The following is a 23,661-nucleotide window of genomic DNA, read 5'->3' on the forward strand; positions in this document are numbered from 1 at the left end:
AAGATCAAACGACCTGCGTGCGCATGTCATCTTTGCTGATGCCTGCGACTTGCACTGGTTTCTTCATCGCATCGCGGCGGAAGGGATCACCAAGTTCCTGGTTGATCATCGCTTCGATCAGGGTGGTGACGCCATTTTCCATCTGGTCCTTGATGGCTGTCGCAAGCGCTTGGGTCAGTTCATCCTGCGTGCGGCAGACTACACCCTTGAGGCCGCAAGCATTTGCGATACCGGCGTATGACACTTCCTCATCCAGTTCGGTGCCGACAAAGTTGTCGTCGAACCACAGGGTCGAGTTCCGCTTTTCCGCACCCCACTGGTAGTTGCGGAAGACGATCTGCGTGATGGCAGGCCAGTCGCCGCGTCCGATAGCCGTGAGTTCGTTGACCGAGATGCCAAAGGCGCCGTCACCGGCAAAGCCGACAACCGGCACATCAGGCTGACCAATTTTTGCGCCGACAATGGACGGCAGGCCGTAGCCACAAGGGCCAAACAGGCCGGGGGCCAGATACTTGCGGCTCTCGTTGAACGAAGGATAGGCGTTGCCGATGGCGCAGTTGTTACCGATGTCCGACGAAATGATCGCCTCGACGGGCAGGGCCGCCTGAATCGCGCGCCATGCCATGCGGGGGGCCATCCAGTCAGGCTTGGCCGCGCGGGCACGCTGGTTCCAATCGGTTCCGGGATCGTCCTGTTCCTCGGTCATCGAGGTCAGTTCCTGCGCCCATGCGGATTTGGTGGTGGCGATGGTGTTCTTACGCTCGGCGCGGTTTGTGTCGCCCGCATCGTCGGCCAGTTGGGCGGTGATGCCCTTTGCCACTTTGGCCGCGTCACCCACGATTCCAACGGTGACCTTCTTGGTCAGACCGATGCGGTCTGGGTTCAGGTCAACCTGAATGATCTTGGCGTCTGTGGGCCAGTAATCCATGCCGTAACCGGGCAAAGTCGAGAACGGGTTGAGGCGGGTGCCAAGGCACAGCACGACGTCAGCCTGATTGATCAACTGCATTCCAGCCTTGGAACCGTTGTAGCCCAAGGGGCCTGCAAACAGCGGGTGGTTGCCGGGGAAGGCGTCGTTGTGCTGGTAACCGACGCAGACAGGTGCATCGAGTTTCTCGGCCAGAATGCGGGAGGCCTCGATGCCACCCTTGGACAAAACAGCACCGGCGCCGTTCAGGATGACGGGGAATTTGGCTTCGCTGAGCATCTTGGCAGCGTCTGCAACCGCGGTGTCGCCGCCTTGGGGCAATTCAAAGTCGACGATGACAGGAAGGTCCACGTCAATGACCTGAGTCCAGAAATCGCGCGGCACGTTGATCTGGGCTGGGGCCGAAGCACGCTTGGCTTGCATGATCACACGGTTCAGAGTTTCCGCGATGCGAGTGGGGTCGCGCACTTCTTCTTGGTAGGCGACGCAATCTGCGAACAGGTGCATCTGCTCCATCTCTTGGAAACCGCCCTGACCGATGGTCTTGTTCGCCGCCTGCGGTGTGACCAGCAGCAGAGGCGTGTGGTTCCAGTAGGCTGTTTTTACGGCTGTCACAAAGTTTGTGATGCCGGGGCCGTTTTGCGCAATCATCATGCACATCTTGCCGGTGGCGCGGGTAAACCCGTCCGCCATCATGCCGCCGGATGTTTCATGGGCGCAGTCCCAGAATTTGATCCCTGCGTCCGGGAAGATGTCGGAAATCGGCATCATCGCCGATCCGATGATCCCGAATGCGTTATCGATCCCATGCATTTGCAGCGTTTTAACAAAGGCTTCTTCGGTGGTCATTTTCATGGCGGCGCTCTCCCAAATGAAAAGGGGGCGTCGAATCGCCCCGTGTAAGTTGCCACCAAGGTAGTCGGCGACGTGTGGCGGGGTTAGGGCCAGTTGAAATCGCCGTTTAGGTCCAGACTACGCGGCGACCACGTTCGCTATGCGGGCAATCCCTTCGGTGATCCGAGCGGGCGGGATGGAAGAGTACCCGAGCCTGTAAAAATTGCGCGGCGTGTCCTCTCCGGAAAAGAAGGCGTGGCCGGGTTCGATCAGAACGCTATCTTCCTGTAGGCGCGTGGCCAGTTGGCGAGTATCCGTGTGCACGGGCGCGCGCATCCAGAAAGAAGAGCCACCAAAGCCACCCACGCCTGCAACCTCAAGCCCGTGCGCATCAATTGCGGCCTGCATCGCGAGGCGACGGGCGTGCAATGCCGCGCCCATGCGTCGAATTTGGGCATCATAGTGCCCCATCGACAGGAAATAGGCGGCTGTGCGCTGGATGTGTCCGGGCGGGTGACGGAGCACGCTGGCGCGCAGGGCGCGGGCTTCGCGAATGAATGGTTCGGACCCCACAAGAAAACCAAGACGCAATCCCGGAAACAGCGATTTTGAGAAGCTGCCCACATAGATCACCCGCCCGTCCGCATCCATGGATTTAAGGGCGGGCGAGGGAGGCGCGAGAAAGGACATCTCAAACTCATAGTCGTCCTCGATGATCAGCGCATCAAGGTCGCGGGCGCGATCCAAAAGGGCCTGCCTGCGCTCCATCGGCATCGTCGTTGTGGTGGGGCATTGGTGGCTGGGTGTTGTAAAAATTGCATCCGTCTGGGGCGGGATCGCATCGGGCGGCAATCCTTTGTGATCGACACGAACAGGGGCCATATGGCACCGGGATTGTGTCAGAATTTCGCGCAATGCCGGATAGCACGGATCCTCGAAAGCCGCCGTGCGTCGCTGTGTCAGGAGCACTTGCGCGGTGAGCCATAGCGCGTTCTGCGCACCCATGGTGATCAGGATCTGGTCCGCGTTTGCTGCAATGCCGCGCCGGGGCAGGCTATTGCGTTGAATGAACTCGATCAGCTGCGGGTCGTCGCGGTCAAAATAGTCTTCAGTCAGCGCAGAAAAGTCACGCTGCCCCAGCGCTTGCAGCGCGCATTGACGCCAGTTGGCGTGGTCAAAGAGTTGCGGATCAGTTTGTCCGTAGATGAAAGGGTATCGAAACTGCGCCCAGTTCTTGGGCTTGCTGAGGGTTTGGCCACCAGAGAACCGCTGCCCGATCGCACGGCCCCAATCGACTGATTCCGATCCTTGGGGCTGAGGCTGATAGACCGGCGGGACAGGCGCGTTGTCGGATACATAATAGCCCGAACGGCCTCGTGCGGTCAGATAATCGGAGGCCACAAGTTCGGTGTAGGCCAAGGTTACGGTGATCCTGCTGATTCCCAGATGCGTGGCCAGTTTACGAGTCGAGGGCAGCTTTTCCCCACAACCGAAACGGCCAGACAGGATGCCGTGCGCAATCATTTGCTGCACTTGGCTTTGTAGCGTGCCTTGATGGTTGGCCGACAGAAAGAAGGTTTCGATGGGAAGAGCCATATAGAAGTATAAACTGGCCTTACGCGAATTTCAATCTGGTATTAATTTTGTCTGAATATCACGATTGGCGCACTGGTCTGAGTGCGCTGCGGAGATTCATTTCGTGAATTAATGGAGTCCTGTGTATCAAAAATGGTGGATATGGCAAGTGACCTGTGCCGAAATTAAATGCACAGAGTGCGCGCAATCTGTGAACCGTTCGGTCACATCAGCGCTTTTTATCCTTGTCTGCGGTGCAAGTCATCCAGAGGCCAGCACTGACAAGGCAGGACCACATAATGCCTTGCTTATCCCGCGCCAGTCCCAAGATGGATATGACGTTCAAACTGGAACGCCATCAGGAAGATATGTTGATCCAACGGCTTGACGAAAATCTGACGGATACGTGGACCGGTCTGGATCACCACTAAACACGCGCGACTCTGCGCGTCGGTACCGCCATGCTGAAATGGTTTTGCAAACTAGGCTCGGGTTACTAGGCGCCGATGGGCCGGGTGTCTAATGCCTTGCTTGCCAGCGCTACGATACTGGCCAAACACAGGTAAACCCGTCGGTTTTCGCGCCCGATGAATTGTGGTTCGGGAGGCAACCCAAATCCAATTCGAGCGTCAACGCGAACAGACATTTGAGTGAAGACGGTGCTCTAGGTTAACAACAACACACAGAAAGGCCCCCGCCGGAGGTGGCAAGTGTTCGTTAAAATAGCCTGATGAAGGCGTTGCCTAGAATGTAAAGAAGACTGCTGAGTTTTTGTCCGCAAATGTTTTGCCAATGGGTTGATACCCCGACTTGCGCTTTTTGCCGATTTCATACGTCAGACCAAAGCTGATTCCGTTCCCTGAAAAACCATTGAACGCACCATATTCCACGTACTCGAGCCGAGCGGCGGCGCCGTCGCCAAAGACATACTCGACGCCCGTGGAAAGTTCAGTCGTGCTGTCCCCAGTTGGGTCGTCAGAGTTAAGGATCCCCCCGATCAGGTTAAACTGCTTGTAGATTTTATAGCGGCCATCAATTGAGAAAAACTGAACTGTGGATGGACCGGTGTCGGTATTGATCAGCGAAAAGCTGACGTCGCCCTTTTTGAATATGTAGTCTGCGTAGAGTTCCAAAAGTTCGAAATCGCTTTGTACGGTGGCTTGCGCTCCAAGCGTCAGGCCGTTGCCAAAATCGTTTGAGATGAAGGCCAGAACGCCCGTTTCATCAACATCTGCCACGCCTGCATCGCTTGTGTTGCTGTACAAAAGACCAGCACCGGCCACCAGTCCGTTCACTTCGTACTGTCCATAGGCAGAGACAACGTCGACGGATGCATTCACGCCGAGAAAATCGTTTTCAAAGCTGATGTGGGCGAGTTGCCCGCCAAAACTGAATGCGCCAAAACTGCGTTCTCCGCCTAGGTCAAAATACACATTTTTGTATTTGTCATCTGGGTCGCCGCCATTGGCGGTAAAAGCGGAGCGCTGTGTTTCGAGCCCCCCGAAGATGGTCCATTCACCAAGTTCATAGACACCGTGGGCAGACGTTTGAACGTCGTTGTCGAAGGACGCGACCGTTCCGTTGCGGTCTACTTCACCGGTGTTGAACCTCACCTTTGCATTGAGCGAGGTAAAGCCATCCGCTGCGGCACCTGTCGCCGAAATTAGAAGCAAAGATCCCAGGGTCGGTATCAGTCGCATTTTCGTGGGCCTCCTCATTATTAGAATTGGAGACTCCGGTTTTTCTCAACAGATGCTAGGGCGCGGATGGGGAAAGATGTTCGGAAGTGATAAAACTACATCATAATCCGTCAGAGAACGCAGAGTGTTACTGCGTTCTCTGACGGCCGCAGTTTTACCCGAACACGTCCGTCAGTGCCGTATCTACGGCCCCTACGATGTGATCGATGTTGTCTTTCGTTGCGATCAGTGCAGGCGAGAAGCACAGAGTGTTGTTGCGCCCCGGAAGCGACCGGTTGGTTGCACCGATGATCACTGCCTGCTTCATGCAGTGGCCGACCACCGCTTGAACCATCTTTTCGTCCGCAGGCTCGCGGCTATCACGGTCCGCAACCAGTTCTGCACCCAGGAACAGGCCCTTGCCGCGCACGTCGCCAATCACTTTGTGCTTGTCTTTGAGCGCGCTCAACTGGTCGAGCATGTAGTCGCCCATGGCGACAGTTTTGCCCAGCAGGTCTTCGTCCTCGATGATCCGCATGTTTTCGATGGCCGCTGCGGGGCCAGCTGTGCAGCCCCCGAACGTCGAGATGTCGCGGAAGTAGTTGAGGTGGTCCGAGGTGTCGTCTTTGAACATGTCAAAGACTTCGTTCGTGGTGACCATGCAGGCGATGGCGGCGTAACCAGATGCAACCCCTTTGGCCATTGTCACGAAGTCAGGTTTGATCCCGTAGTGCTGGTAACCAAACCACTCGCCTGTCCGGCCGACGCCACATACAACCTCGTCGATATGCAGCAGGATGTCGTACTTCTTGCAGATCTCTTGCACGCGGGGCCAGTAGCCATCTGGCGCTTCAATCACGCCGCCGCCTGCTGTTACTGGCTCAAGGCAGAGTGCGCCGACGGTGTCGGGGCCTTCGCGCAGGATGACTTCTTCGATCTGGTTGGCGGCCCATTCGCCGTAGTTCTGTTCTGGTGCGCCGTCCTGTTCGTGTTTGCGGTACTCAAGGCAGTGAGGGACGCGCACGAAGCCGGGGGTGTAGGGCCCGTACTGTGCGTTGCGTTCGTCCTGACCACCCGCCGACAGGCACGCGATGGTGGTGCCGTGGTAATCGCGGTCGCGGTAGAGGATCTTGTGCTTTTTGCCGCCGTAACGCTTGTGCGCGATCTGGCGGACCATTTTGAAGGCTTTCTCGTTCGCCTCGGATCCAGAGTTGCAATAGTAGACCCGATCAAGGCCGGGCATCTTGGTCAGCAGCTTTTCGGCAAAGAGGGCGCCGGGGACCGAGCCCACGGTGCCGCCGAAGAAGTTCATTTTTACAATGGCATCGCGCACTGCGTCGCCAATGGTTTCGCGGCCGTAGCCCACGTTCACCGTCCACACCCCACCAGACACGGCGTCGATGTGTTCGATTCCTTTTTGGTCCCAGACTTTGATTCCTTTACCCTCGACAATGATCTTGGGGTCCGCGCCGTTAAAGAAGGGCTGGTGCTGAATCAGGTGGTGCCACACATTAGCGCGGTCAGCTTCGACCACACGGCTGATGTCGTTTTCGTTGAACGTTCCGTCCATTGGCTCAAAACCTTTCGATGAGACGCGGGGCCTGTGTTTAAAAGGCAGATCGGCCGAGCGTGTGGAGATAATCGCTGAGAATCTAGTCATAGCAATAGGGCCAGTTTGGGGGCGTAAATAAAGCCAGTTGTGCGCCGCAGAGGTGCCTGTTTTGAAGCAGGGCGGTGCAATTCGCCTTATTTTCAGGCAGATGCTATGATTTTCGAAATATCAAGGGTGCAGATCAAAGCATCCGCATTGTAACAGATTCTTTGAATAAACATTGATCCTCCGAGCATTATCGGCTCGGATCAGGCCAGCGCCGTAAGTTTTTGCGTGCCACCAGAGGCGGAGATACCGCCCGAAACCTAATCCAACATGCTGCCACAAGGCTGCATGAAACACGGGAGTTTAACATATGACCTTCAAATCCAAGCTGATGGGTGCTGTTGCAGCCACTGCAATGCTGGCCGGTGCACAAAGCGCGACGGCTGAAATCACAGTCGGGTACTTCCTGGAGTGGCCAATGCCGTTCCAGTTCGCCAAAGAGACTGGCATGTACGAAGAAGCCATGGGCACCAAAGTCAACTGGGTCAGCTTTGACACAGGGACAGCAATGTCCGCGGCGATGGCGTCTGGCGACGTTCAGATGTCCGTCTCTCAGGGTGTGCCACCCTTCGTTGTTGCAACATCTGCCGGTCAGGACCTTCAGGTCGTAGACGTGGCCGTGTCCTATGCTGACAATGACAACTGCGTTGTGCGCGCCGATCTTGAAATCGACGGTTCGAGCGCTGGTGAAATGGCCGGCAAGAAAGTCGCCGTGCCACTGGGTACTGCTGCTCACTACGGTTTCCTGCGTCAGATGGACCACTTCGGCATCGACGTTGGCGGCCTTGAAGTGGTCGACATGGCCCCTGCCGAAGGCGAAGCAGCCCTGAGCCAGGGTTCTGTTGACATGGCTTGCGGCTGGGGCGGCGCCCTGCGTCGTATGCTGGGCAGCGGCAACGTTCTGCTGACAGGCGCGGAAAAGACTGAACTGGGCATCCTGACCTTTGACGTCACATCCGCACCCACCGGCTACGTCGCGGAAAACTCCGACGAAGTTGCGGCATTCCTTGCTGTGACGGCCGCAGCCAACGCGATGTGGGCGGATGAAGCCAACCACGCCAAGATGCTGCCTGTGATCGCTAAAGACGCTGGTATGTCCGAAGATGACGCCAAGGCCACACTGGCGGGTTTCGTTTTCCCAACCGTCGAAGAGCAGCTGTCTGAAGCATGGCTCGAAGGTGCTGCGGTTGCGCACATGAAAGGTGTTGCGGACGTCTTCGTTGCATCCGGGTCGATCGACGCGGCAAAAGCTTCGTATGACGACAACGTCAACATCGGGCCACTGAGCCAATAACCCAAGACTTTGAACGGGCGCCCATCGGGCGCCCGTTTTCCTTTAAAGTGCGCCGCAGCGACACGCACAGCAAAGCAACCTGGCAAGAGGGGAACACCCGTGAGTGGGCTTTTGATCAATGATGTTTCGATGCGGTTCGACCTGCCAAATGGCGGGCACGTTCAGGCGTTGAAAAATGTGTCTCTGGATATCAAATCCGGCGAACTGATGAGCGTGCTGGGGCCTTCGGGCTGCGGTAAGACGACACTGCTGAATATCGTGGCAGGTTTTCTGGCCCCAACTGAGGGTCAGATCGTACTGAACGACGAAGAAAAGATTGGCCCCGGCCCCGAACGCGGGATGGTGTTCCAGCAGGGCGCTCTGTTTGAGTGGATGAGCGTGCGTGACAACGTGAGCTTTGGCCCCGACATGAAGGGCATGAGCCGTGCCGAAAGCAAAGAGAACGTTGAACACCTTCTCGACGTTGTTGGTTTGCAGGATTTTAAGGAAAAGGCCGTTTACGAGCTGTCTGGCGGTATGCAGCAGCGTGTCGCACTGGCCCGCTGTCTGGCCAATGACCCGGACGTGATTCTGATGGATGAACCGCTGGGCGCGCTGGACGCGCTGACCCGCGAAAAGATGCAAAGCCTTGTTCTGGATCTGTGGAAAGAGACCGGCAAGACAATCATCCTGATCACCCACTCGGTCGAAGAGGCGTTATTGCTGGGCGAGAGGTTGCTCGTGATGGCGCCGCGCCCCGGCCGGGTGCACAAAGAATATCGTTTGCCCTTTGCCGACATGGGCGTTGGCAACGATCTGCGCGAAGTCAAAAAGGATCCCAAATACGGGCCGACGCGTGAAGAGATCCTCGAAATGATCTGGAACATGGAAGAAGAAATTATGGGTCGCACGGAGGAAAGCGCATGACCGGGGTACTTGTTCTTGCGCTCTATGTGGGCGCATTCTTTGGATCGTTCTTTCTGGCGCGTATCATTTTCAAAAGCGCCTTTGAGAAAAAGGGTTTTAACAAACTAAAGACCGTCACCTTTGGCGACGAAAGCGCGATTACGGCGAACCGGGTCGCCTCTGTTATCTCCGTGATTACGGTATTCTGGCTGTGGGTGGCCTTCACGAACTCGGCCATTCCACTGCCCAAGTTTCCCGGACCGTTCTCGGGCGATATGACCTTTACCTACACCGCGGAACTTGAAGACGGCACGACGGACGATGCCACCGTGTCTGTTCGCGTCTACCGTGAGGATATTCAGCAGACCCTTGATGCCGAAGGTAATCCGGGCCGGGAACCTGAAGCGGCAGAGGTCGAACCTGGCGAAGGGTTTGCCAAGAACGACACTCTGACGGTGGCGCGCTATTCCTTCAAGGTGATCAACGTCTGGTCCAACGACGAGGTGTCCAAGAAAGATGGTTCGACCGTTGTCGCGATCAACGGGCAACCGATTGCTGCCGGGGAAAAGATCAGCATACCTGAGGGAAAGGTTGGTTTGACTGACAAGGGCACTCCCACTTTTGAGCCGGCGGTTGGTCTGCGTATGGCGCGCTTGTACCTGCCAGCTCCAGAGGTCGTGTTTCAGCGATTTATCTGGCTCAATAAAGAGGGCTATCAGGGCTATACGTTGCTGGAGCACACTTGGTATTCACTAAAACGCGTTCTCCTTGGCTTTCTGATCGGTGCTGTAGTTGGTGTGCCGATTGGCTATGCCATGGGCCTGACGGGCTGGGCGCGCGGGTGGTTTGACCCGATTGTCGAATTCATGCGCCCCGTTCCGCCATTGGCGCTGATCCCGCTGATCATCATCTGGTTCGGGATTGGTGAGATCGGCAAGGTTGTCCTGCTCTTCCTTGCCGCGTTGTGGATTATGATCATTGCGGCACGATCCGGGGTGTCGGGGGTGGCCATTTCCAAGGTCCATGCCGCCTATTCGCTTGGCGCATCCAAATGGCAAATCCTGTCCAAGGTCATCGTTCCAAACTCCCTCCCGGACATCTTTACCGGTGCCCGCGTTGCTATGGGTGTGTGTTGGGGCACGGTTGTTGCGGCGGAACTCGTCGCGGCGAACGTGGGCCTTGGCAAGATGATCGTGACGGCGTCCAAGTTCCAGCTGACCGACATCATCATCGTCGGGATTATCATCATCGGTGTGATTGGCTTTGCCATTGAAGTTGGCATGCGGGCTTTGGAAAACTGGCTGATCCCATGGAAAGGCAAGTCCTGATCTAGACCCTTTGAGAAAGCACAGGAAAGCGGCGCCTTCGGGCGCCGTTTTGCATTTCTCGTGATGGCCATCATGCAGGGAGGATGATTGGCCTGCTTGCGCGACCGCGAATTCGCCAATGTGGCCGGGCTCTGGCTGCCGCCTATTGCATGCTCATGTGGCTGGAAAAGTTGGCCCCGTCGCTCTAACCTAACGGAATTCGATAAGGAATTTGGATAACGCGGTGACGGACAGGCAGGACGACACACAAGCACGAGACGGCTCCGCAGACGCTCAGGTTCATCTGGATGCCTTGCGGGAAATTCTGGACGTCATTAAAAACAGTCGCGACGACGAGCGCCCCGTTTTTGATACGCTTTTGCGGGCGGCCAACCGGCTATGCGGAGCGAGTACGGCAGGCCTGCTTCTGGGGCGCCCAAATGACAAGCATCTGAAGCTGGCAGCGCTGCAACACACCGACGACACGGAGAATGATGCCAGCGCCGACCGGATTGTACGCGCCAATACCCCACCCATGGACATGGACCCGGCGGTACATGTTTCTGCCCGCGCCATTTGTGAGGGAAGCGTGGTTCACATTGCTGATCTGGCGGAGACCGACAGCTACAAAGCGGGCATTCCGTCATTCAAGATCATGGTGGAGGAAATGGGACAACGTTCCACCCTCAGTGTGCCGCTCATGGATGCAACCGGGCCGATCGGTGCGATCAATCTGCACCGGAAAACCGCCGGTTTGTTCAGTGAAAGTGAGATCTCACTGATCAAAAGTTTTGCCACTCAGGCTGTCATCGCCATTGGAAACGTGCGTCAGTTCCGCGAGGTCCAGACCCGGCTGGAGCGTGAGCGCGCATCTTCGGAAATCCTCGAGGTCATCAGCCAGAGTAGGGATGACGAGGGTCCCGTCTTTGATGCGATACTCAGCAACGCTTCGCATCTTTGTCACGCACCGATCGCTGGGCTGGTCATGGTCGATGATGAGCGAAAAACATACGGGCTTCGGGCATCAAGAGGCGCGAAACCCGAATTTGTGGAGGCGCTCGAGAAAAATCCTCCTGCCCTGGATCCAGAACGTTTTGCCGCCGCGCGCGCCATCGTCGAACAGCGCATCGTCCATGTCGACGATCTTGCCTCGCCAAACCTTTACGGTGCGGATGACAAGCATCGTATCAGAACAACGCAATTGGAAGGTATCCGCACTGTTCTGTTTGTTCCTCTGATCTGGGAGCAGCAGAGTATTGGTGCCATTGGATTGTGGCGCCGCGAGGTCAAGCCGTTCTCCGAAGATGAGATTGCTCTGGTCGAAACCTTTGCCGCCCAAGCCGTGATTGCCATCGAAAACGTGCGCCAGTTCCGTGAAGTGCAGGAACGGCTGGAACGTGAACGCGCATCTTCCGAAATATTGCAGGTGATCAGTCAGAGCCGCGACGACGATACGCCAGTTTTCAAGACGATCGTGGAAAATGCTGCACGCTTGTGTAACGCGCCAATGACTTTTCTGGTCTTGATCAATGAAGACCATTCGCAGTGGAAGGTGGCCGCTGCCACGGGTGATGCAACGAGCATGATGCAGGTCGGTAACGTCTTTGACGTCGGGCAGGAATTTGCGCCTTACCAAAGCATCAAGACGCGTCGGATTGTCGAAGAACCTGATGTGCGCGAGACGGATTTCTACAAATCACGGCATCCGGACGCGATAAAACTGGTCGATGAGGACGGCATCCGGTCACGTGTTTTCGTACCACTCGTTTCGGGCGGCAAATCTCTTGGCAATCTGGTTCTTCTCCGAAGAGAGGTTGGGCATTTCGCCCCAGAAGACCTGCTTTTGGTCGAGACCTTCGCTGCTCAGGCCGTCATCGCCATTGAAAACGTGCGCCAGTTCCGCAAGGTGCAAACGCAGCTTGAACGCGAACGCGCCACCAGCGAAATCCTCAAGGTCATTTCCGAGTCGCGTGACGATGAAACCCCGGTGTTCGACCTGATGCTGAGAAAGGCTGCGGAGTTGTGCAATGCAGATGCCGCAGCGCTTGCCCTCGGCACGAAGGGGGACACCTACCAGACCATGCCCGCTTCCTACGGCATCGCGCCGGCAACGCAAGAGATGTACGATAGCGGCCACGTGCCGATGGACCCCGAGACATCCGTGGGAGCCAAGGCAATCCTGAGCGGAAAACCCGTCCATGTGCGGGACATGTCAGACACCGAACAATATCGTAGTGGCGTGTCGATCTTTCAGTCGGTGGTGCAGGACACGGGCATTCGCACCAATCTGCTGGTACCGCTTCTGACGCCCACCGGTGGAATTGGCGTTTTGATCCTCTTCCGCAAGGAGGTGCGCCCCTACACCGAAGACGAAATCGCACTGGTCGAGACTTTTGCCGCACAGGCCGTCATTGCCATCGAGAATGTCGGCCAGTTCCGCGAAGTGCAGGAGCGGTTGAAGCGGGAGGCTGCAACATCCGAGGTTCTATCGATCATTAGCCAATCTCGTGATGACGAACGGCCCGTGTTTGACACCATCCTCAAGAAGGCAGCGGAACTTTGCAGTGCCAACCAAGCCTCATTGCAGCTTGCCAACGCTGAGCGGACGCACTTTGGAGTTGCCGCCTATTGGGGGTTCGAGGAGACCGCATTTCAAGTTGGTGGGTCCGCTCCACTGGACAGTGGGCGCCCAATTCCACAGGTCATAAGCACCGGATGCTCCACGAACATCAAGGACTTGAGTCAGTCGGACCATTACCTTCAAGAAGATCCGATCATTACGCATGTGGTCGACATCGAAGGGATTCGTTCATGGCTCATCGTTCCGTTGATGAAAGACAAACAAGCGATTGGTGCCATCGCGCTCAGTCGCCGCGAAGTCAAATCATTCAACGAATTTGAAATTGCTCTGGTCGAAACCTTTGCCGCCCAGGCCGTGATCGCCATTGAGAACGTGCGCCAATTCCGAGAAGTGCAAGAGCGGCTGGAGCGAGAGGCGGCGACCAGCGAAATCCTAAGAGTGATCAGTCAAAGCCAAGAAGACGAGGCGCAGGTTTTTGATATCATCCTGGAAAAGTCGGTGATCCTGTGCCAGGCGGATCAGTCTGTTTTATTTTTGATAAATGCCGAGCGCACATCGATGTACTTGGCCGCTCATTGGGGACATTCTCGCACCGAATTTAGTATCGGTCGGTCATGGCCCCTTGAGGCCGCGATGTCGGCGACGGAGGCGATCCGCTCGACACTGGTGCAGCATATTTTGGACTTCGCAGAAACTGAGCGCTACAAAAGCCGTGAAGAAGAAGCCGTTCAAATGGTTGAGAACGAAGGAATCCGTACGCGGCTGGTTGTTCCATTGTTGCGAGATGGGGTTGCGATCGGTGCCATTGCAATGAGCCGTCGCGAAGTCCGTGCGTTTGCAGCGTCTGAGATCAAGCTTGCCGAAACTTTCGCCGCTCAAGCCGTAATCGCCATCGAGAACGTCCGCCAATTCAAGGCACTAGAGCGGCTAAATGCCGAACTGGGTGAGCGGGTCGAAGAGCAGGTCGGCGAGATTGAACGGATGGGCCGTCTCAAGCGGTTCCTGCCCGCTGCAGTCGCAGACACGGTGGTGTCACAGGGCTCGGACAATCTGCTCAAGAGCCATCGCGCTCTGCTGGGCGTTCTGTTCTGTGACATCCGCGGTTTTACCGCCTTTTGTGAGACTGCCGAGCCCGAGGAAACCATCGAGGTTCTCCAATCCTACCACGAAGAGATGGGTGCGCTGATTGCGGCGCACGGGGCCGGCGTTGATACCCGCGCGGGCGACGGGATCATGGTGTTATTCAATGATCCGCTGCCCTGTGACGACCCGGCGGGGGATGCCTTGCGCCTTGGTCTTGCGATGCGCGAACGCATGGCCGAGCTGTCCAAGAAGTGGCGCCGTCATGGACACCGCTTGGGATTTGGCGTTGGGATATCGCTGGGTTATGCCACGGTGGGTATGGTCGGTTCGGCCGGTCGTTTTGATTACACGGCCAGTGGGACGGCCGTGAACCTTGCGGCGCGCTTGTGTGATCAGGCCAAGGATGGTGAGATATTTTTGAGCCCGCGCGCCTATACTGCGGTGGAGGATGATTTTGATGCCGAACCGGTGGGAGATTTGACCCTCAAGGGAATTCACGCGCCGGTCGAGGTGTTTCGGGTCCTTACTGAAAGCTGAGCCTCAATCCCACTTGTGCCCGGCCCCGTGCAATGAATAAAATTCCTGTATAACTTGTTATCTGCTAGGGTGCTTTGACGCGTAGGTGTTTTGGCAACCTGCTATATTGACGAATGACCCGACTTCCGCATTTACGGAGCCTACATGACCTGTTTTTGCCCTCCCCGCGTGGCGCCTCTTGGGGCTCTGACTGCCCCCAAAGCCAGCCTGGCTGTTCGGCCGGTGCCGCCGCAGATGCCAAAAATGATTGCTGCGCTGGGTCTGCCGATGCCTGATTCCGCTCCCGCGCCTCGGATTGATATGAAAATGGCCGCTGTGATGGCCCCCATGGTTGGTCAGTCGTGGGTGCCACCCAAACCACCGGCGTTGATGGGGAGGATGGCGTCGCTGTCCTCTTTGGCCGCCTTTCTGCCGCTGACGGATATTGCGGCACTGATGGCCGAGCTACAGCAGCTGGTTTCAGAACTGGCCCAGAATGTGCAACCCGTCCTCAGTCAAGCGGCCTACATGCCCAAGAAACCCATGCTCAACATGGTCATGGCGGCCCGCATGACATTGTCCATGCGCGCCCAGGGCCTTTGCCCGATGGATCTGTCAGGCCTTGATAGCACCTTTGCTCAGGCCGAGGGGTTGCCGCCCCACCCGGGCAAAATGAACGCGACCATGAGTGCCGTGCGCGGTATGGGTCCGATCCCGCGCTTTGCACTTCCCATTCCGATGCAATCCATGGCCATGACCTTGGCCAGCCTTGCCCCACTCGAGACAATTCCGACGTCTCTGTCCATGCCGCCCATCAGCTCGAGCAAATTTGGCGGTGCGGCGATGGCGATGCTGGCGCAGCTTGCACGCATCCCACCCTTGCCGATTGACGCGAGCAAGCTGTTGTCCGAATTGGCGCGACTTACTGATCTGGCCGCCATTCAGGCGGCCTTTGGCGAAGGCGCGATGACCACAACGGGTGTGGGCAAAGTGCAGGCGATGCTGAACTACATGAGCAGGTTGCCGATGCCTCCGATCCCGCCGATGGCACTGGGGCTACAGCCCAAGCTAGACATGTTGCCCCCACTTCCTGCCGTGGAGGCAGGAGCGCGGATCGCCAGCCTGAACGTGCAGACCTTTAACCAAACCTATTCCCTGAGCCCGCCGCGCGTGCCGATCCTGTCGCCACTGATGGCTCTCAATGCGTTGAAAAACGTTTTGGCCGACATTTTGGGTGTGAAGCCGCATCAGGGGTGCCCGGTCTGTATGGGCTAAGCCAACGTACCGCCAGTAGACGCGCAAATCGCACCGACAAAGCAACGGCGTGAGCCGTTGCCCGTAAGTCAGCGTCCACGGTGGTCATCGGGACCACTGGTCATGCGTGGATTGGCAGGGGAATGGTGGAGCATAGCGGGATCGAACCGCTGCACTCAGGGTGACGGCGTGAGCCGTTGCCCGTAAGTCAGCGCCCACGGTGGTCATCGGGACCACTGGTCATGCGTGGATTGGTAGAGGAATGGTGGAGCATAGCGGGATCGAACCGCTGCACTCAGGGTGACGGCGTGAGCCGTTGCCCGTAAGTCAGCGCCCACGGTGGTCATCGGGACCACTGGTCATGCGTGGATTGGTAGAGGAATGGTGGAGCATAGCGGGATCGAACCGCTGACCTCCTGCATGCCATGCAGGCGCTCTCCCAGCTGAGCTAATGCCCCATTCCTTGGGCGGCTGTTGCCAGCCGTGCGCCGCTGATTAGGCGCTTTGAGAGACGGGATCAAGTACTAATCGACCCCGTCCGGCTCGTGTCTTTAGCTGTCGTCGTCGTTGGTTGCGACGTCAGCGATCTCTTCGAGCGGAACAGTATCTTCGTCCGCGTCGTCGTCATCCAGCAGATCATCATCCAGATCCACGTCGACGTCATCATCATCAACCACCTGATCCTCGTCCTCGGAGGCTGTGGCGGCCTTGGCCTTGGCTGTGACGGCATCTTCGGCGTCTGCTGCGATCATGCGAGTTTTAGAGCTGTCCAGCTCCACCACATCACCAGTATAGGGGCTGACGATGGGCGAACGGTTCATGTCGTAAAACCGTTTGCCCGTGGTTGGGCAGAGGCGTTTGGTGCCCCATTCTTCCTTTGGCATCGGGTATCCTTGTGTGTCTGAAGGCCTCGGGCGCGGGTGCGTTTGGGCCATCTCTTATTGAAGCGATTCTGGGCAAGTGCCATAAGGCCAGCACGGAGTCAAAGCCTTATGGCCAGATAGGGGAAATGGGATGTCGACGCGTGTCCTGCAAGGGGATCCGGATATCGCGCTGACCTTGCGCCGCTCGGCCCGTGCGCGCCGCATGACCTTGCGCATCAACCAGATCGACGGGCGGGTCACTCTGACCCTCCCAACACGCGCCAGCGAACGCGAAGCGCTGGCTTTTGCTGAGACAAAACAGGCATGGATTCGCAAGCATCTGCAAGCGTCTATGGGCCACGTGGTGGCTGTTTTGGGTGCTCGCATACCTGTGGAAGGCGCGCTGTGCGAAATCGCCACGGGCACAGGCCGGCGCGTTTTGTTCGAGGATGGTGTGCTCTATGTGCCGGGCGCAGAAGAGAGAGTGCCCGCCCGCGTTCTTGGCTACCTGAAAACCCGTGCACGCGATCGTCTGGCAGGGGCGAGTGATCATTATGCCGCTCGTTTGGGCCGATCCTATTCTGGCATTTCCATACGCGACACACGGTCCCGATGGGGGTCGTGTTCGAGCGCGGGGCGTTTGATGTATTCTTGGCGTCTGATCATGGCCCCGCCTGCAGTGCTGGATTATGTGGCCGCCCACGAGGTCGCTCATCTGGCGCAAATGAACCACTCACCCGCGTTTTGGGCCGAGGTGGAGCGCATTTACGGCCCCTACGCCCCAGCCCGTGCCTGGTTGCGCCGCGAGGGCAATGATCTGCATCGCTTCCGTTTTGGTGATTGACCGCGCGAGCGGCATGTGATCACAAATCCACATGCAACCTGTTATACCCGCAAAAGAAGCCTCGACCGCCGCCCATGATCAGGTCTATCGCCGTTTGCGAACGCGGATTATGCATGGTGATATCCTGCCGGGGACGGCCCTGACATTGCGCGGGATCGGCAAGCAGTTTGATGTGTCTATGACCCCAGCGCGCGAGGCGGTGCGTCGTTTGGTGGCTGAAGGCGCGCTGACCCTGTCTCAGTCAGGGCGGGTATCGACACCTGAACTCTCCAATGAGCGCATAGAAGAATTGGCTGCCCTGCGCGCCCTGATCGAAGTGGAGCTTGCGACCCGCGCCCTTCCGCGTGCGCATTTGGCCTTGATAGAACGGCTGCAAACCATCAACGGGGCCGTGGCCGAGGCCGTCGCGCATCGGGATGCGGTCAGCTATATCCGCACAAACCTTGAATTCCACCGCACACTCTATCTGCGGGCACAGGCCCCTGCCATGCTGGCCATGGCCGAAACGGTTTGGTTGCAGATGGGGCCGACGATGCGCGCCCTATATGGCCGTTTGCGGCGCACCGAGCCGCCGCAATATCACCGCCATATCATTGCTGCTCTGCGTGCAGGGGACGAGCCAAGCCTGCGCATTGCGGTGCGGTCCGATGTCACCCAGGGCTTGCGCATGTTGGCGACCTGATCGACCTGACCGGCACGACCTTGGACAAGGCGTTGATCGGATCTTCTGACTGGCTTGCGTTATGCTGCGAGGCCGGACTGCCCCAAGTTTAGGAACTTTTCACGCCGTTGCGTGATCAGCGCTTTGGAGTCCATCTTGTCCATATCGCCCAGCATCGCTTTCAGCGTCTTGCCCACAGCGGCCATGGTTTCGTCTGCAAAGCGATGTGCGCCTCCCAAGGCTTCTGGGATGATGCGGTCAATGACGCCCAGTTGCTTGAGGTCTTGTGCGGTCAGGCGCAGCGCTTCGGCGGCTTCGCGCATTTTCTCGGAGTCCTTCCACAGAATCGAGGCGCACCCTTCCGGGCTGATCACCGAATAGACGGAGTTTTCGAGCATCGCGATCTTGTTGGCCGTGGCAAAGGCGACAGCGCCACCTGATCCACCTTCGCCTATGATCACGGAGGCGATGGGAACACCGATTTGCAGGCATTTTTCGGTTGAGCGTGCGATGGCCTCGGATTGACCGCGTTCCTCTGCCCCTTTGCCGGGGTAAGCACCGGGCGTATCCACCAGCGTGATCAGCGGCAGACCAAAGCGGTCCGCTAAGTCCATCAGCCGGATCGCCTTGCGATACCCTTCGGGCCGGGCCATGCCGAAATTCCGCGCGATCCGGGATTTGGTGTCGTTGCCTTTCTCATGGCCAAGAACGACGACGGGCCGGTCGTCGAACCGGGCCAGCCCCCCCATGACCGAATGGTCATCCGCAAAATTGCGGTCCCCGGCCAGCGGTGTGTATTCGGTGAAAAGCGCGTTGATGTAGTCGACGCAGTGGGGGCGATCAGGATGGCGGGCGACCTGACATTTGCGCCACGGTGAGAGGTTCTTGTAAAGATCCTCGAGCAGTGCTGCGGCTTTGCCATCCAGCGCCGCTGCCTCGTCTGCGACATCCATGTCCTCGTTTTGCCGACCCAAGGCTCGCAGTTCTTCTGCCTTGCCTTCAATCTCTGCCAGTGGCTTTTCGAATTCCAGATATTGCGTCACGCGCGCACACTCCTGCTGCGGTCTTTGGCGTTATATGGCCGGGTGCGGAACCATTTGCAATGTTCAGGGAAAGAGCACGGGGTAGAGCGAGGCGACCAGTAGAGCCGCCATGGTCCAGTTGAAGGTGCGCAGCCGTACCGGGTTGGTCAAGAACCGGGCCATTTGTTGACCCACGATCGTCCATGTGCTGACAGCCGGCAGATTGATTGCGCCGAATACCAGTGCCACCAACGCGATGGCCGCGAATGTGGTGTCTGGCGTGTAGACGGAGACAGCCGTCAGAGCCATGCTCCAAGCCTTTGGGTTCACCCACTGGAAGGCCGCAGCCTGAAGGAACGTCATCGGAGTGCCGGTGTCCTCGCCTTTGCGCACAGGGGCGGCGTTCGCGATTTTCCACGCCAGATAGAGCAGGTATACAGCCGAGCCAATTTTCAGAATCTGGTGGCTGATCGGATAGGCGTCAAAGATCTGCACCAACCCGGCTCCGACCAGCAAAAGCATCAGAGAAAACCCGATTCCGATGCCGAGCATGTGCGGCACGGTGCGCCGGAATCCGAAATTGGCCCCCGACGCCATAAGCATCAGGTTGTTCGGGCCCGGGGTGATCGAGCTGACAAAGGCAAAGGCGGCAAGCGCTGGAACGAGATCAAATGTCATGGGCAATAAATGGACATAAACGAGCGATATGAAATTGCAAAAACGCCGAAATTTGTCTAGCCTGTGCAATTAATGACTAATATCGACCAAATATCCGAACGAATTGTGCAAGAACTGAGTCGCGATGGTCGGTTGAGCAATATTGCACTCGCGGATCGCGTGGGTCTGTCGCCTTCGGCCTGTCTGCGCCGTGTGCAGGATCTTGAGCGGCGTGGGGTCATCACCGGATACCGCGCCATACTTGATCGCTCCAAACTGGGCGGCGGATTTGTCGCCTACATTGGGGTTGGCCTAAGCGCTCATTCCAAGGCCAGCCAGGAAGCGTTTGAGCGTGCTATTGCGCGCGCGCCGGAAGTGCGTGAGTGCCATAACATCACCGGCACCATCGAATACTTGCTGCGCGTCGAATGTGCCGACATTGCCAGCTACAAGCTGTTTCACACCGAGATGCTGGGGGCGTTGCCAGATGTGAATTCTATCACGTCCTATGTGGTGCTGGGATCGCCCAAGGACGAGCGCGCCTGATATCGGAGCGAGCGGGAACGAGGCACCAACCCCTCGCGTGCACGGTATTTCTAGCCAAAAGAAGTGGGATCAGTTCGCCGCTTCTGTGCTGATAGCGGCGAAGATCGTGTCGAGCTCGCTTGCCAGTTTTGTCAGTTCGGGCCCTGCATCATCTGCGTAAGGTGCAAAGACCGTGGATGGCAGTTTGTAGCTGAGCGTCGCTGTGCCGTCCTCGTTTTCAGTGACGTACATCCGAATAGGCGCTTCGATCATGGCCGCAGTCGATAGGTTCAGTATGTTGACGGCGTAGACGTTGTTGAACAGCCCGATCACCCGATTGCCGGGGATAGTGATCCCCCGCTTTTTCGCGGCCCCGGTTGGACCGGCTTGGGTAACGACACCCATCTTGTTGGCTTTGGCGGCGGATTTGACGTCATCGACCAGTTGCCCGAACGGCTTGGTCGTGCGGGTTACAGACCAGCCGTCCCGCGCCGTCATTTCAGCGTGGGCGAGTGAGGCCGTTAGGATCAAAAGGAATGCTGCAAAGAGGTGGCGCATGGGTTGGCTCCTACAGTTTGGGCAACCAATGCACGGCGCACGTGGCCTTGCCCAATCACGTCTGTGTGCGCACAGGTTCGCCGGTGTTGGCCAGCCAACACATCTGTGACTGGTCGCGTCCATGCGTCCGGTGTACGTGGATGCCACCCGAAACCACCGCGAGGCCCTTGCCAATGCGATTTCTTGTTCTTGCCTTTGTCCTTGCCTTGGCGGCCTGTTCTTCGCCGCAGCCAGAGCCGATCAAAGCTGTTGAGTTGTACCCGAACGAAACACCGGAACTGCGTATGCTGATCGAGGCGGCTGCAGCCGAGAACGACGTTCCCGTCGCTCTCGTCCAGAAGGTTGTTATTCGCGAAAGCACGCACCGTCCCAGCGCGCGTAACGGGCCCTATTATGGATTGATGCAAATTCTGCCCGCCACGGCTCGCAGCATGGGGTTTAGTGGCGTACCCAATGACCTCTTGGATGCCGAGACCAACTTGCGTTACGCGACACGCTATTTGCGCGGCGCGTGGTTGGTGTCCGATGGGGACATGGACACAGCCGTCATGTGGTATGCGCGTGGCTATTATTTTGAGGCCAAACGTCGTGGACTGGTCGCCGAAACGGGTGTAGATGGGCAGAGGGTTTGGCCGGACTAGGGGTGGCGTGCCAAAGGCACCCCACCTCCTGGCTGGTGCTTTAGGCTTTTGCGATCATTTCTGATTGCTTCACGATCACTTCGGCCTGTTTGATTGAGGCGATGTCGACAAGCCGTCCTTTGTAAACCGTTGCGCCTTCGCCTTTGGCCTTTGCTTCATCCATTGCAGCGAGGATTTCGCGGGCCTCGGCGACGGCTTCGTCTGAGGGGGTAAAGACTTCGTTCGCGATGGCCACCTGTTTGGGGTGGATCGCCCATTTGCCGACCATGCCAAGGGTGGCTGACCGGCGGGCCTGAGCGCGGAAACCGTCATCGTCGGAAAAGTCACCGAACGGTCCGTCGACTGGAAGTACTCCGTGTGTGCGGCAGGCAGCAACAATCGCTGCCTGTGCCCAGTGCCATGGGTCAGACCAATGTTTCTGGCCCTCGTGCAACATGTAATAGTTTTCCTGCGTGCCCCCGATGCCGGTCGTCTGCATGCCCATGGAGGCCGCAAAGTCTGCCGCCCCAAGCGACATGGCGGCCATACGGGGTGAAGCGGCGGCGATCTCTTCGACATGGGAGACGCCGGCGGCGGATTCGATGATCACCTCGAACTGGATAGGTTTTTTGCGTCCCTTGGCGGCCTCGATCGAAGTGGCGAGTGCGTCGACAGCATAGATGTCAGACGCATTGCCCACTTTCGGAATCATGATCTGGTCAAGGCGGTCGCTTGCCTGTTCCAGCAGGTCGACAACGTCGCGGTACCAGTAAGGGGTGTCGAGCCCGTTGATGCGCACCGATAGCGTTTTTGTGCCCCAGTCGATGTCGTGCGTCGCCTGAATGATATTGGCGCGCGCGCTGTCTTTGTCTGATGGCGCAACCGAATCTTCGAGGTCGAGGTTGATCACATCGGCCGCTGACGCTGCCATCTTTTCAAAGATCGCCGGGCGCGAGCCCGGTCCGAACAGCTGGCAGCGGTTGGGGCGGGCAGGCGGTGTTGGTTGGAGACTGAATGACATAGCGCGCCCTTTCGGCAAGAATGTTGCGTTGTTTCTGCCTTGTCAGTTATTAAATTACGCGACGGTCCACAACCCGCATTGTGCAGGTGCAGCATATGTGCCTTTGCGCTGCGAAATGGCACGGAATGCCCGTTTTAGAGCGGATCGGCGCACCAATACGTCCTGTTTGACCTCCGGAGTGACGATTTTGCGATGTACGCGGCTCATAAATAGGCCATTTTGCGCCAAGACTTCTGCATAGAAAGACCATGAGATGATTCAGACACCTTACCTTTTGTTTCTGGGCGACGCCCCGGATCAGCTTGCCGCTAAAGTGGCCCAGGGCATCACGGACTGGCGTCCGGAAAATGCCGTTGGCCAGTTCCGTCTGCCCGGATGTGGAGCGGATATGGGTTTGGCAGATATGACCTTAGAAGAAGGTTTGGCAGCTGGTGCCAAAACTCTGGTCATTGGCGTGGCCAACCGGGGTGGTACCATCTCGGACGCATGGAAGGTGGTTTTGGTGACGGCCCTGCAGATGGGGTATGACCTTGCTGCGGGTTTGCATAACCTTTTGCGCGACGAAAACGAGCTGCAGTCTGCGGCCAAGGTGAATGGCGGCACGCTCCATGATGTGCGCGTGCCCACTGTCGCCTATCCCATTGCCAATGGGGTCAAGCGGTCGGGCAAGCGTGTGCTGGCCATCGGTACTGATTGTTCCTGCGGCAAGATGTACACAGCCATGTCGATGGACGCAGAAATGCAGAAGCGGGGCATGAAGTCAGATTTTCGCGCCACTGGTCAGACCGGCATTCTGATCACAGGCAAGGGCGTGCCACTGGATGCGGTCATCGCCGATTTCATGGCTGGTGCAGTGGAATATTTGACCCCGGACAATGATGCGGATCACTGGGACCATATCGAGGGGCAGGGCAGCCTGTTTCACGTGTCCTATTCCGGTGTCACGATGGCGCTGATTCATGGTGGCCAGCCTGATGCGCTGGTTCTGTGTCATGAACCGACGCGTACCCACATGCGCGGTCTGCCCCACTTCGGTTTGCCGACGCTTGAAACATTGCGCGACACGGCCTTGCCTTTGGCCCGACTGGCCAACCCGGCCTGTCAGGTTACCGGCGTGTCGGTGAACACCAAGGCGCTGGATGAGGCGGCAGCCAAGGCCTGTTTGCAGGAGATCGAAGATCGCATGAACCTGCCGGCAACCGACCCTTATCGTTTTGGGGCGGGCAAGTTGGTCGATGCGCTTGTTGATCTGTGAAGGCTGGTCGTCTGACCGGCTTTTTGAGAAGAGTTTGTCCCG

At 57.6% G+C, this 23,661-nt stretch carries 21 protein-coding genes and 1 tRNA gene; 11 read left to right on the forward strand and 11 right to left on the reverse strand.

What is annotated here, in order from left to right:
* Positions 1-4 precede the first annotated feature (4 nt).
* Together xsc and DHN60_RS03900 are read right to left on the reverse strand one after the other, a co-directional pair.
* On the reverse strand, positions 5-1,783 hold the full coding sequence (gene xsc, locus DHN60_RS03895; RefSeq protein WP_108835988.1) for a sulfoacetaldehyde acetyltransferase: 1,779 nt from the start codon (positions 1,781-1,783) through the stop codon (positions 5-7).
* A 117-nt stretch (positions 1,784-1,900) separates the two neighbouring features.
* A complete protein-coding gene (locus DHN60_RS03900; protein ID WP_108835989.1) occupies positions 1,901-3,358 on the reverse strand; it encodes a PLP-dependent aminotransferase family protein in 1,458 nt (485 codons plus the stop codon).
* A 278-nt stretch (positions 3,359-3,636) separates the two neighbouring features.
* On the opposite strand from DHN60_RS03900, the gene DHN60_RS22805 reads away from it, so the two are divergent.
* A complete protein-coding gene (locus tag DHN60_RS22805) occupies positions 3,637-3,768 on the forward strand; it encodes a hypothetical protein (RefSeq protein WP_255415553.1) in 132 nt (43 codons plus the stop codon).
* A gap of 312 nt (positions 3,769-4,080) precedes the next feature.
* Here the strand turns inward: DHN60_RS22805 and DHN60_RS03905 are convergent, their stop codons facing one another.
* Positions 4,081-5,037, reverse strand: coding sequence for a hypothetical protein (locus tag DHN60_RS03905; RefSeq protein ID WP_108835990.1), 957 nt, complete (start codon positions 5,035-5,037; stop codon positions 4,081-4,083).
* A gap of 154 nt (positions 5,038-5,191) precedes the next feature.
* Entirely contained in the window at positions 5,192-6,586 is a 1,395-nt protein-coding gene (locus tag DHN60_RS03910) for an aspartate aminotransferase family protein (RefSeq protein WP_108835991.1), read from the reverse strand.
* 397 nt (positions 6,587-6,983) lie between these two features.
* Between DHN60_RS03910 and DHN60_RS03915 the strand changes: the two genes are divergently transcribed.
* The 5 genes from DHN60_RS03915 (at position 6,984) to DHN60_RS03935 (ending at position 15,614) form a co-directional block, all read left to right on the forward strand.
* Positions 6,984-7,967: an ABC transporter substrate-binding protein gene (locus tag DHN60_RS03915; protein ID WP_108835992.1), complete on the forward strand. Its 984-nt coding sequence runs from the start codon at positions 6,984-6,986 to the stop codon at positions 7,965-7,967.
* 99 nt (positions 7,968-8,066) lie between these two features.
* Positions 8,067-8,873, forward strand: a complete 807-nt coding sequence (locus DHN60_RS03920; protein ID WP_108835993.1) for a taurine ABC transporter ATP-binding protein — start codon at positions 8,067-8,069, stop codon at positions 8,871-8,873.
* Entirely contained in the window at positions 8,870-10,180 is a 1,311-nt protein-coding gene (locus tag DHN60_RS03925; protein WP_108835994.1) for an ABC transporter permease, read from the forward strand. Before DHN60_RS03920 ends, DHN60_RS03925 begins: the two co-directional genes overlap by 4 nt.
* A gap of 223 nt (positions 10,181-10,403) precedes the next feature.
* Entirely contained in the window at positions 10,404-14,360 is a 3,957-nt protein-coding gene (locus DHN60_RS03930) for a GAF domain-containing protein (RefSeq protein WP_159089104.1), read from the forward strand.
* A 234-nt stretch (positions 14,361-14,594) separates the two neighbouring features.
* A complete protein-coding gene (locus tag DHN60_RS03935) occupies positions 14,595-15,614 on the forward strand; it encodes a hypothetical protein (protein ID WP_159089105.1) in 1,020 nt (339 codons plus the stop codon).
* Between the two features lie 361 nt (positions 15,615-15,975).
* On the opposite strand, the gene DHN60_RS03940 is transcribed toward DHN60_RS03935, so the two are convergent.
* Both DHN60_RS03940 and DHN60_RS03945 read right to left on the reverse strand, forming a co-directional pair.
* Positions 15,976-16,051, reverse strand: a tRNA-Ala gene (locus tag DHN60_RS03940).
* Between the two features lie 93 nt (positions 16,052-16,144).
* Positions 16,145-16,477, reverse strand: a complete 333-nt coding sequence (locus DHN60_RS03945) for a TIGR02300 family protein (RefSeq protein ID WP_108835997.1) — start codon at positions 16,475-16,477, stop codon at positions 16,145-16,147.
* Positions 16,478-16,607: 130 nt separating this feature from the next.
* Here DHN60_RS03945 and DHN60_RS03950 point away from each other — a divergent pair, with 130 nt between their 5' ends.
* Positions 16,608-17,300 carry a M48 family metallopeptidase gene (locus tag DHN60_RS03950; RefSeq protein WP_108835998.1) on the forward strand — a complete coding sequence of 231 codons (693 nt, stop codon included), beginning with the start codon at positions 16,608-16,610 and terminating at the stop codon, positions 17,298-17,300.
* A 31-nt stretch (positions 17,301-17,331) separates the two neighbouring features.
* Entirely contained in the window at positions 17,332-17,982 is a 651-nt protein-coding gene (locus tag DHN60_RS03955; RefSeq protein ID WP_108835999.1) for a GntR family transcriptional regulator, read from the forward strand.
* Between the two features lie 59 nt (positions 17,983-18,041).
* Here the strand turns inward: DHN60_RS03955 and DHN60_RS03960 are convergent, their stop codons facing one another.
* Entirely contained in the window at positions 18,042-19,004 is a 963-nt protein-coding gene (locus DHN60_RS03960; RefSeq protein ID WP_108836000.1) for an acetyl-CoA carboxylase carboxyltransferase subunit alpha, read from the reverse strand.
* A gap of 63 nt (positions 19,005-19,067) precedes the next feature.
* The gene (locus tag DHN60_RS03965) at positions 19,068-19,661 is read right to left on the reverse strand and encodes a LysE family translocator (protein WP_108836001.1); all 594 of its coding nucleotides are present in this window, start codon (positions 19,659-19,661) and stop codon (positions 19,068-19,070) included.
* A 72-nt stretch (positions 19,662-19,733) separates the two neighbouring features.
* On the opposite strand from DHN60_RS03965, the gene DHN60_RS03970 reads away from it, so the two are divergent.
* A complete protein-coding gene (locus DHN60_RS03970; RefSeq protein ID WP_108836002.1) occupies positions 19,734-20,186 on the forward strand; it encodes an Lrp/AsnC family transcriptional regulator in 453 nt (150 codons plus the stop codon).
* A 69-nt stretch (positions 20,187-20,255) separates the two neighbouring features.
* On the opposite strand, the gene DHN60_RS03975 is transcribed toward DHN60_RS03970, so the two are convergent.
* A complete protein-coding gene (locus DHN60_RS03975) occupies positions 20,256-20,723 on the reverse strand; it encodes a DUF302 domain-containing protein (protein WP_108836003.1) in 468 nt (155 codons plus the stop codon).
* Between the two features lie 173 nt (positions 20,724-20,896).
* Here DHN60_RS03975 and DHN60_RS03980 point away from each other — a divergent pair, with 173 nt between their 5' ends.
* Positions 20,897-21,364 (forward strand): lytic transglycosylase domain-containing protein, encoded by a 468-nt coding sequence (locus tag DHN60_RS03980; RefSeq protein WP_108836004.1) that lies wholly within the window; start codon positions 20,897-20,899, stop codon positions 21,362-21,364.
* A gap of 40 nt (positions 21,365-21,404) precedes the next feature.
* Here the strand turns inward: DHN60_RS03980 and DHN60_RS03985 are convergent, their stop codons facing one another.
* Positions 21,405-22,364, reverse strand: a complete 960-nt coding sequence (locus tag DHN60_RS03985) for an L-malyl-CoA/beta-methylmalyl-CoA lyase (protein ID WP_108836005.1) — start codon at positions 22,362-22,364, stop codon at positions 21,405-21,407.
* A 54-nt stretch (positions 22,365-22,418) separates the two neighbouring features.
* Positions 22,419-22,571 carry a hypothetical protein gene (locus DHN60_RS22205; protein ID WP_159089106.1) on the reverse strand — a complete coding sequence of 51 codons (153 nt, stop codon included), beginning with the start codon at positions 22,569-22,571 and terminating at the stop codon, positions 22,419-22,421.
* 46 nt (positions 22,572-22,617) lie between these two features.
* Between DHN60_RS22205 and dgcN the strand changes: the two genes are divergently transcribed.
* Positions 22,618-23,619, forward strand: a complete 1,002-nt coding sequence (gene dgcN, locus DHN60_RS03990; RefSeq protein ID WP_108836006.1) for an N-acetyltransferase DgcN — start codon at positions 22,618-22,620, stop codon at positions 23,617-23,619.
* The last annotated feature ends 42 nt before the right edge of the window (positions 23,620-23,661 follow it).

Source organism: Tateyamaria sp. Alg231-49 (assembly GCF_900143535.1).
In the GTDB taxonomy this organism is placed as follows: Bacteria; Pseudomonadota; Alphaproteobacteria; order Rhodobacterales; family Rhodobacteraceae; genus Tateyamaria.

What these genes read in the sequence shown, in the direction of transcription:
- DHN60_RS03925 (WP_108835994.1), top strand. Translation starts at nt 8,870, where the DNA reads ATGACCGGGGTACTTGTTCTTGCGCTCTATGTGGGCGCATTCTTTGGA.
- DHN60_RS03980 (WP_108836004.1), top strand. Translation starts at nt 20,897, where the DNA reads ATGCGATTTCTTGTTCTTGCCTTTGTCCTTGCCTTGGCGGCCTGTTCT.
- DHN60_RS03915 (WP_108835992.1), top strand. Translation starts at nt 6,984, where the DNA reads ATGACCTTCAAATCCAAGCTGATGGGTGCTGTTGCAGCCACTGCAATG.
- DHN60_RS03950 (WP_108835998.1), top strand. Translation starts at nt 16,608, where the DNA reads ATGTCGACGCGTGTCCTGCAAGGGGATCCGGATATCGCGCTGACCTTG.
- dgcN (WP_108836006.1), top strand. Translation starts at nt 22,618, where the DNA reads ATGATTCAGACACCTTACCTTTTGTTTCTGGGCGACGCCCCGGATCAG.
- DHN60_RS03935 (WP_159089105.1), top strand. Translation starts at nt 14,595, where the DNA reads ATGCCAAAAATGATTGCTGCGCTGGGTCTGCCGATGCCTGATTCCGCT.
- DHN60_RS03965 (WP_108836001.1), bottom strand. Translation starts at nt 19,661, where the DNA reads ATGACATTTGATCTCGTTCCAGCGCTTGCCGCCTTTGCCTTTGTCAGC.
- DHN60_RS03910 (WP_108835991.1), bottom strand. Translation starts at nt 6,586, where the DNA reads ATGGACGGAACGTTCAACGAAAACGACATCAGCCGTGTGGTCGAAGCT.
- xsc (WP_108835988.1), bottom strand. Translation starts at nt 1,783, where the DNA reads ATGAAAATGACCACCGAAGAAGCCTTTGTTAAAACGCTGCAAATGCAT.
- DHN60_RS03900 (WP_108835989.1), bottom strand. Translation starts at nt 3,358, where the DNA reads ATGGCTCTTCCCATCGAAACCTTCTTTCTGTCGGCCAACCATCAAGGC.
- DHN60_RS22805 (WP_255415553.1), top strand. Translation starts at nt 3,637, where the DNA reads ATGCCTTGCTTATCCCGCGCCAGTCCCAAGATGGATATGACGTTCAAA.
- DHN60_RS03955 (WP_108835999.1), top strand. Translation starts at nt 17,332, where the DNA reads ATGCAACCTGTTATACCCGCAAAAGAAGCCTCGACCGCCGCCCATGAT.
- DHN60_RS03970 (WP_108836002.1), top strand. Translation starts at nt 19,734, where the DNA reads ATGACTAATATCGACCAAATATCCGAACGAATTGTGCAAGAACTGAGT.
- DHN60_RS03975 (WP_108836003.1), bottom strand. Translation starts at nt 20,723, where the DNA reads ATGCGCCACCTCTTTGCAGCATTCCTTTTGATCCTAACGGCCTCACTC.
- DHN60_RS03945 (WP_108835997.1), bottom strand. Translation starts at nt 16,477, where the DNA reads ATGCCAAAGGAAGAATGGGGCACCAAACGCCTCTGCCCAACCACGGGC.
- DHN60_RS22205 (WP_159089106.1), bottom strand. Translation starts at nt 22,571, where the DNA reads ATGAGCCGCGTACATCGCAAAATCGTCACTCCGGAGGTCAAACAGGAC.
- DHN60_RS03985 (WP_108836005.1), bottom strand. Translation starts at nt 22,364, where the DNA reads ATGTCATTCAGTCTCCAACCAACACCGCCTGCCCGCCCCAACCGCTGC.
- DHN60_RS03905 (WP_108835990.1), bottom strand. Translation starts at nt 5,037, where the DNA reads ATGCGACTGATACCGACCCTGGGATCTTTGCTTCTAATTTCGGCGACA.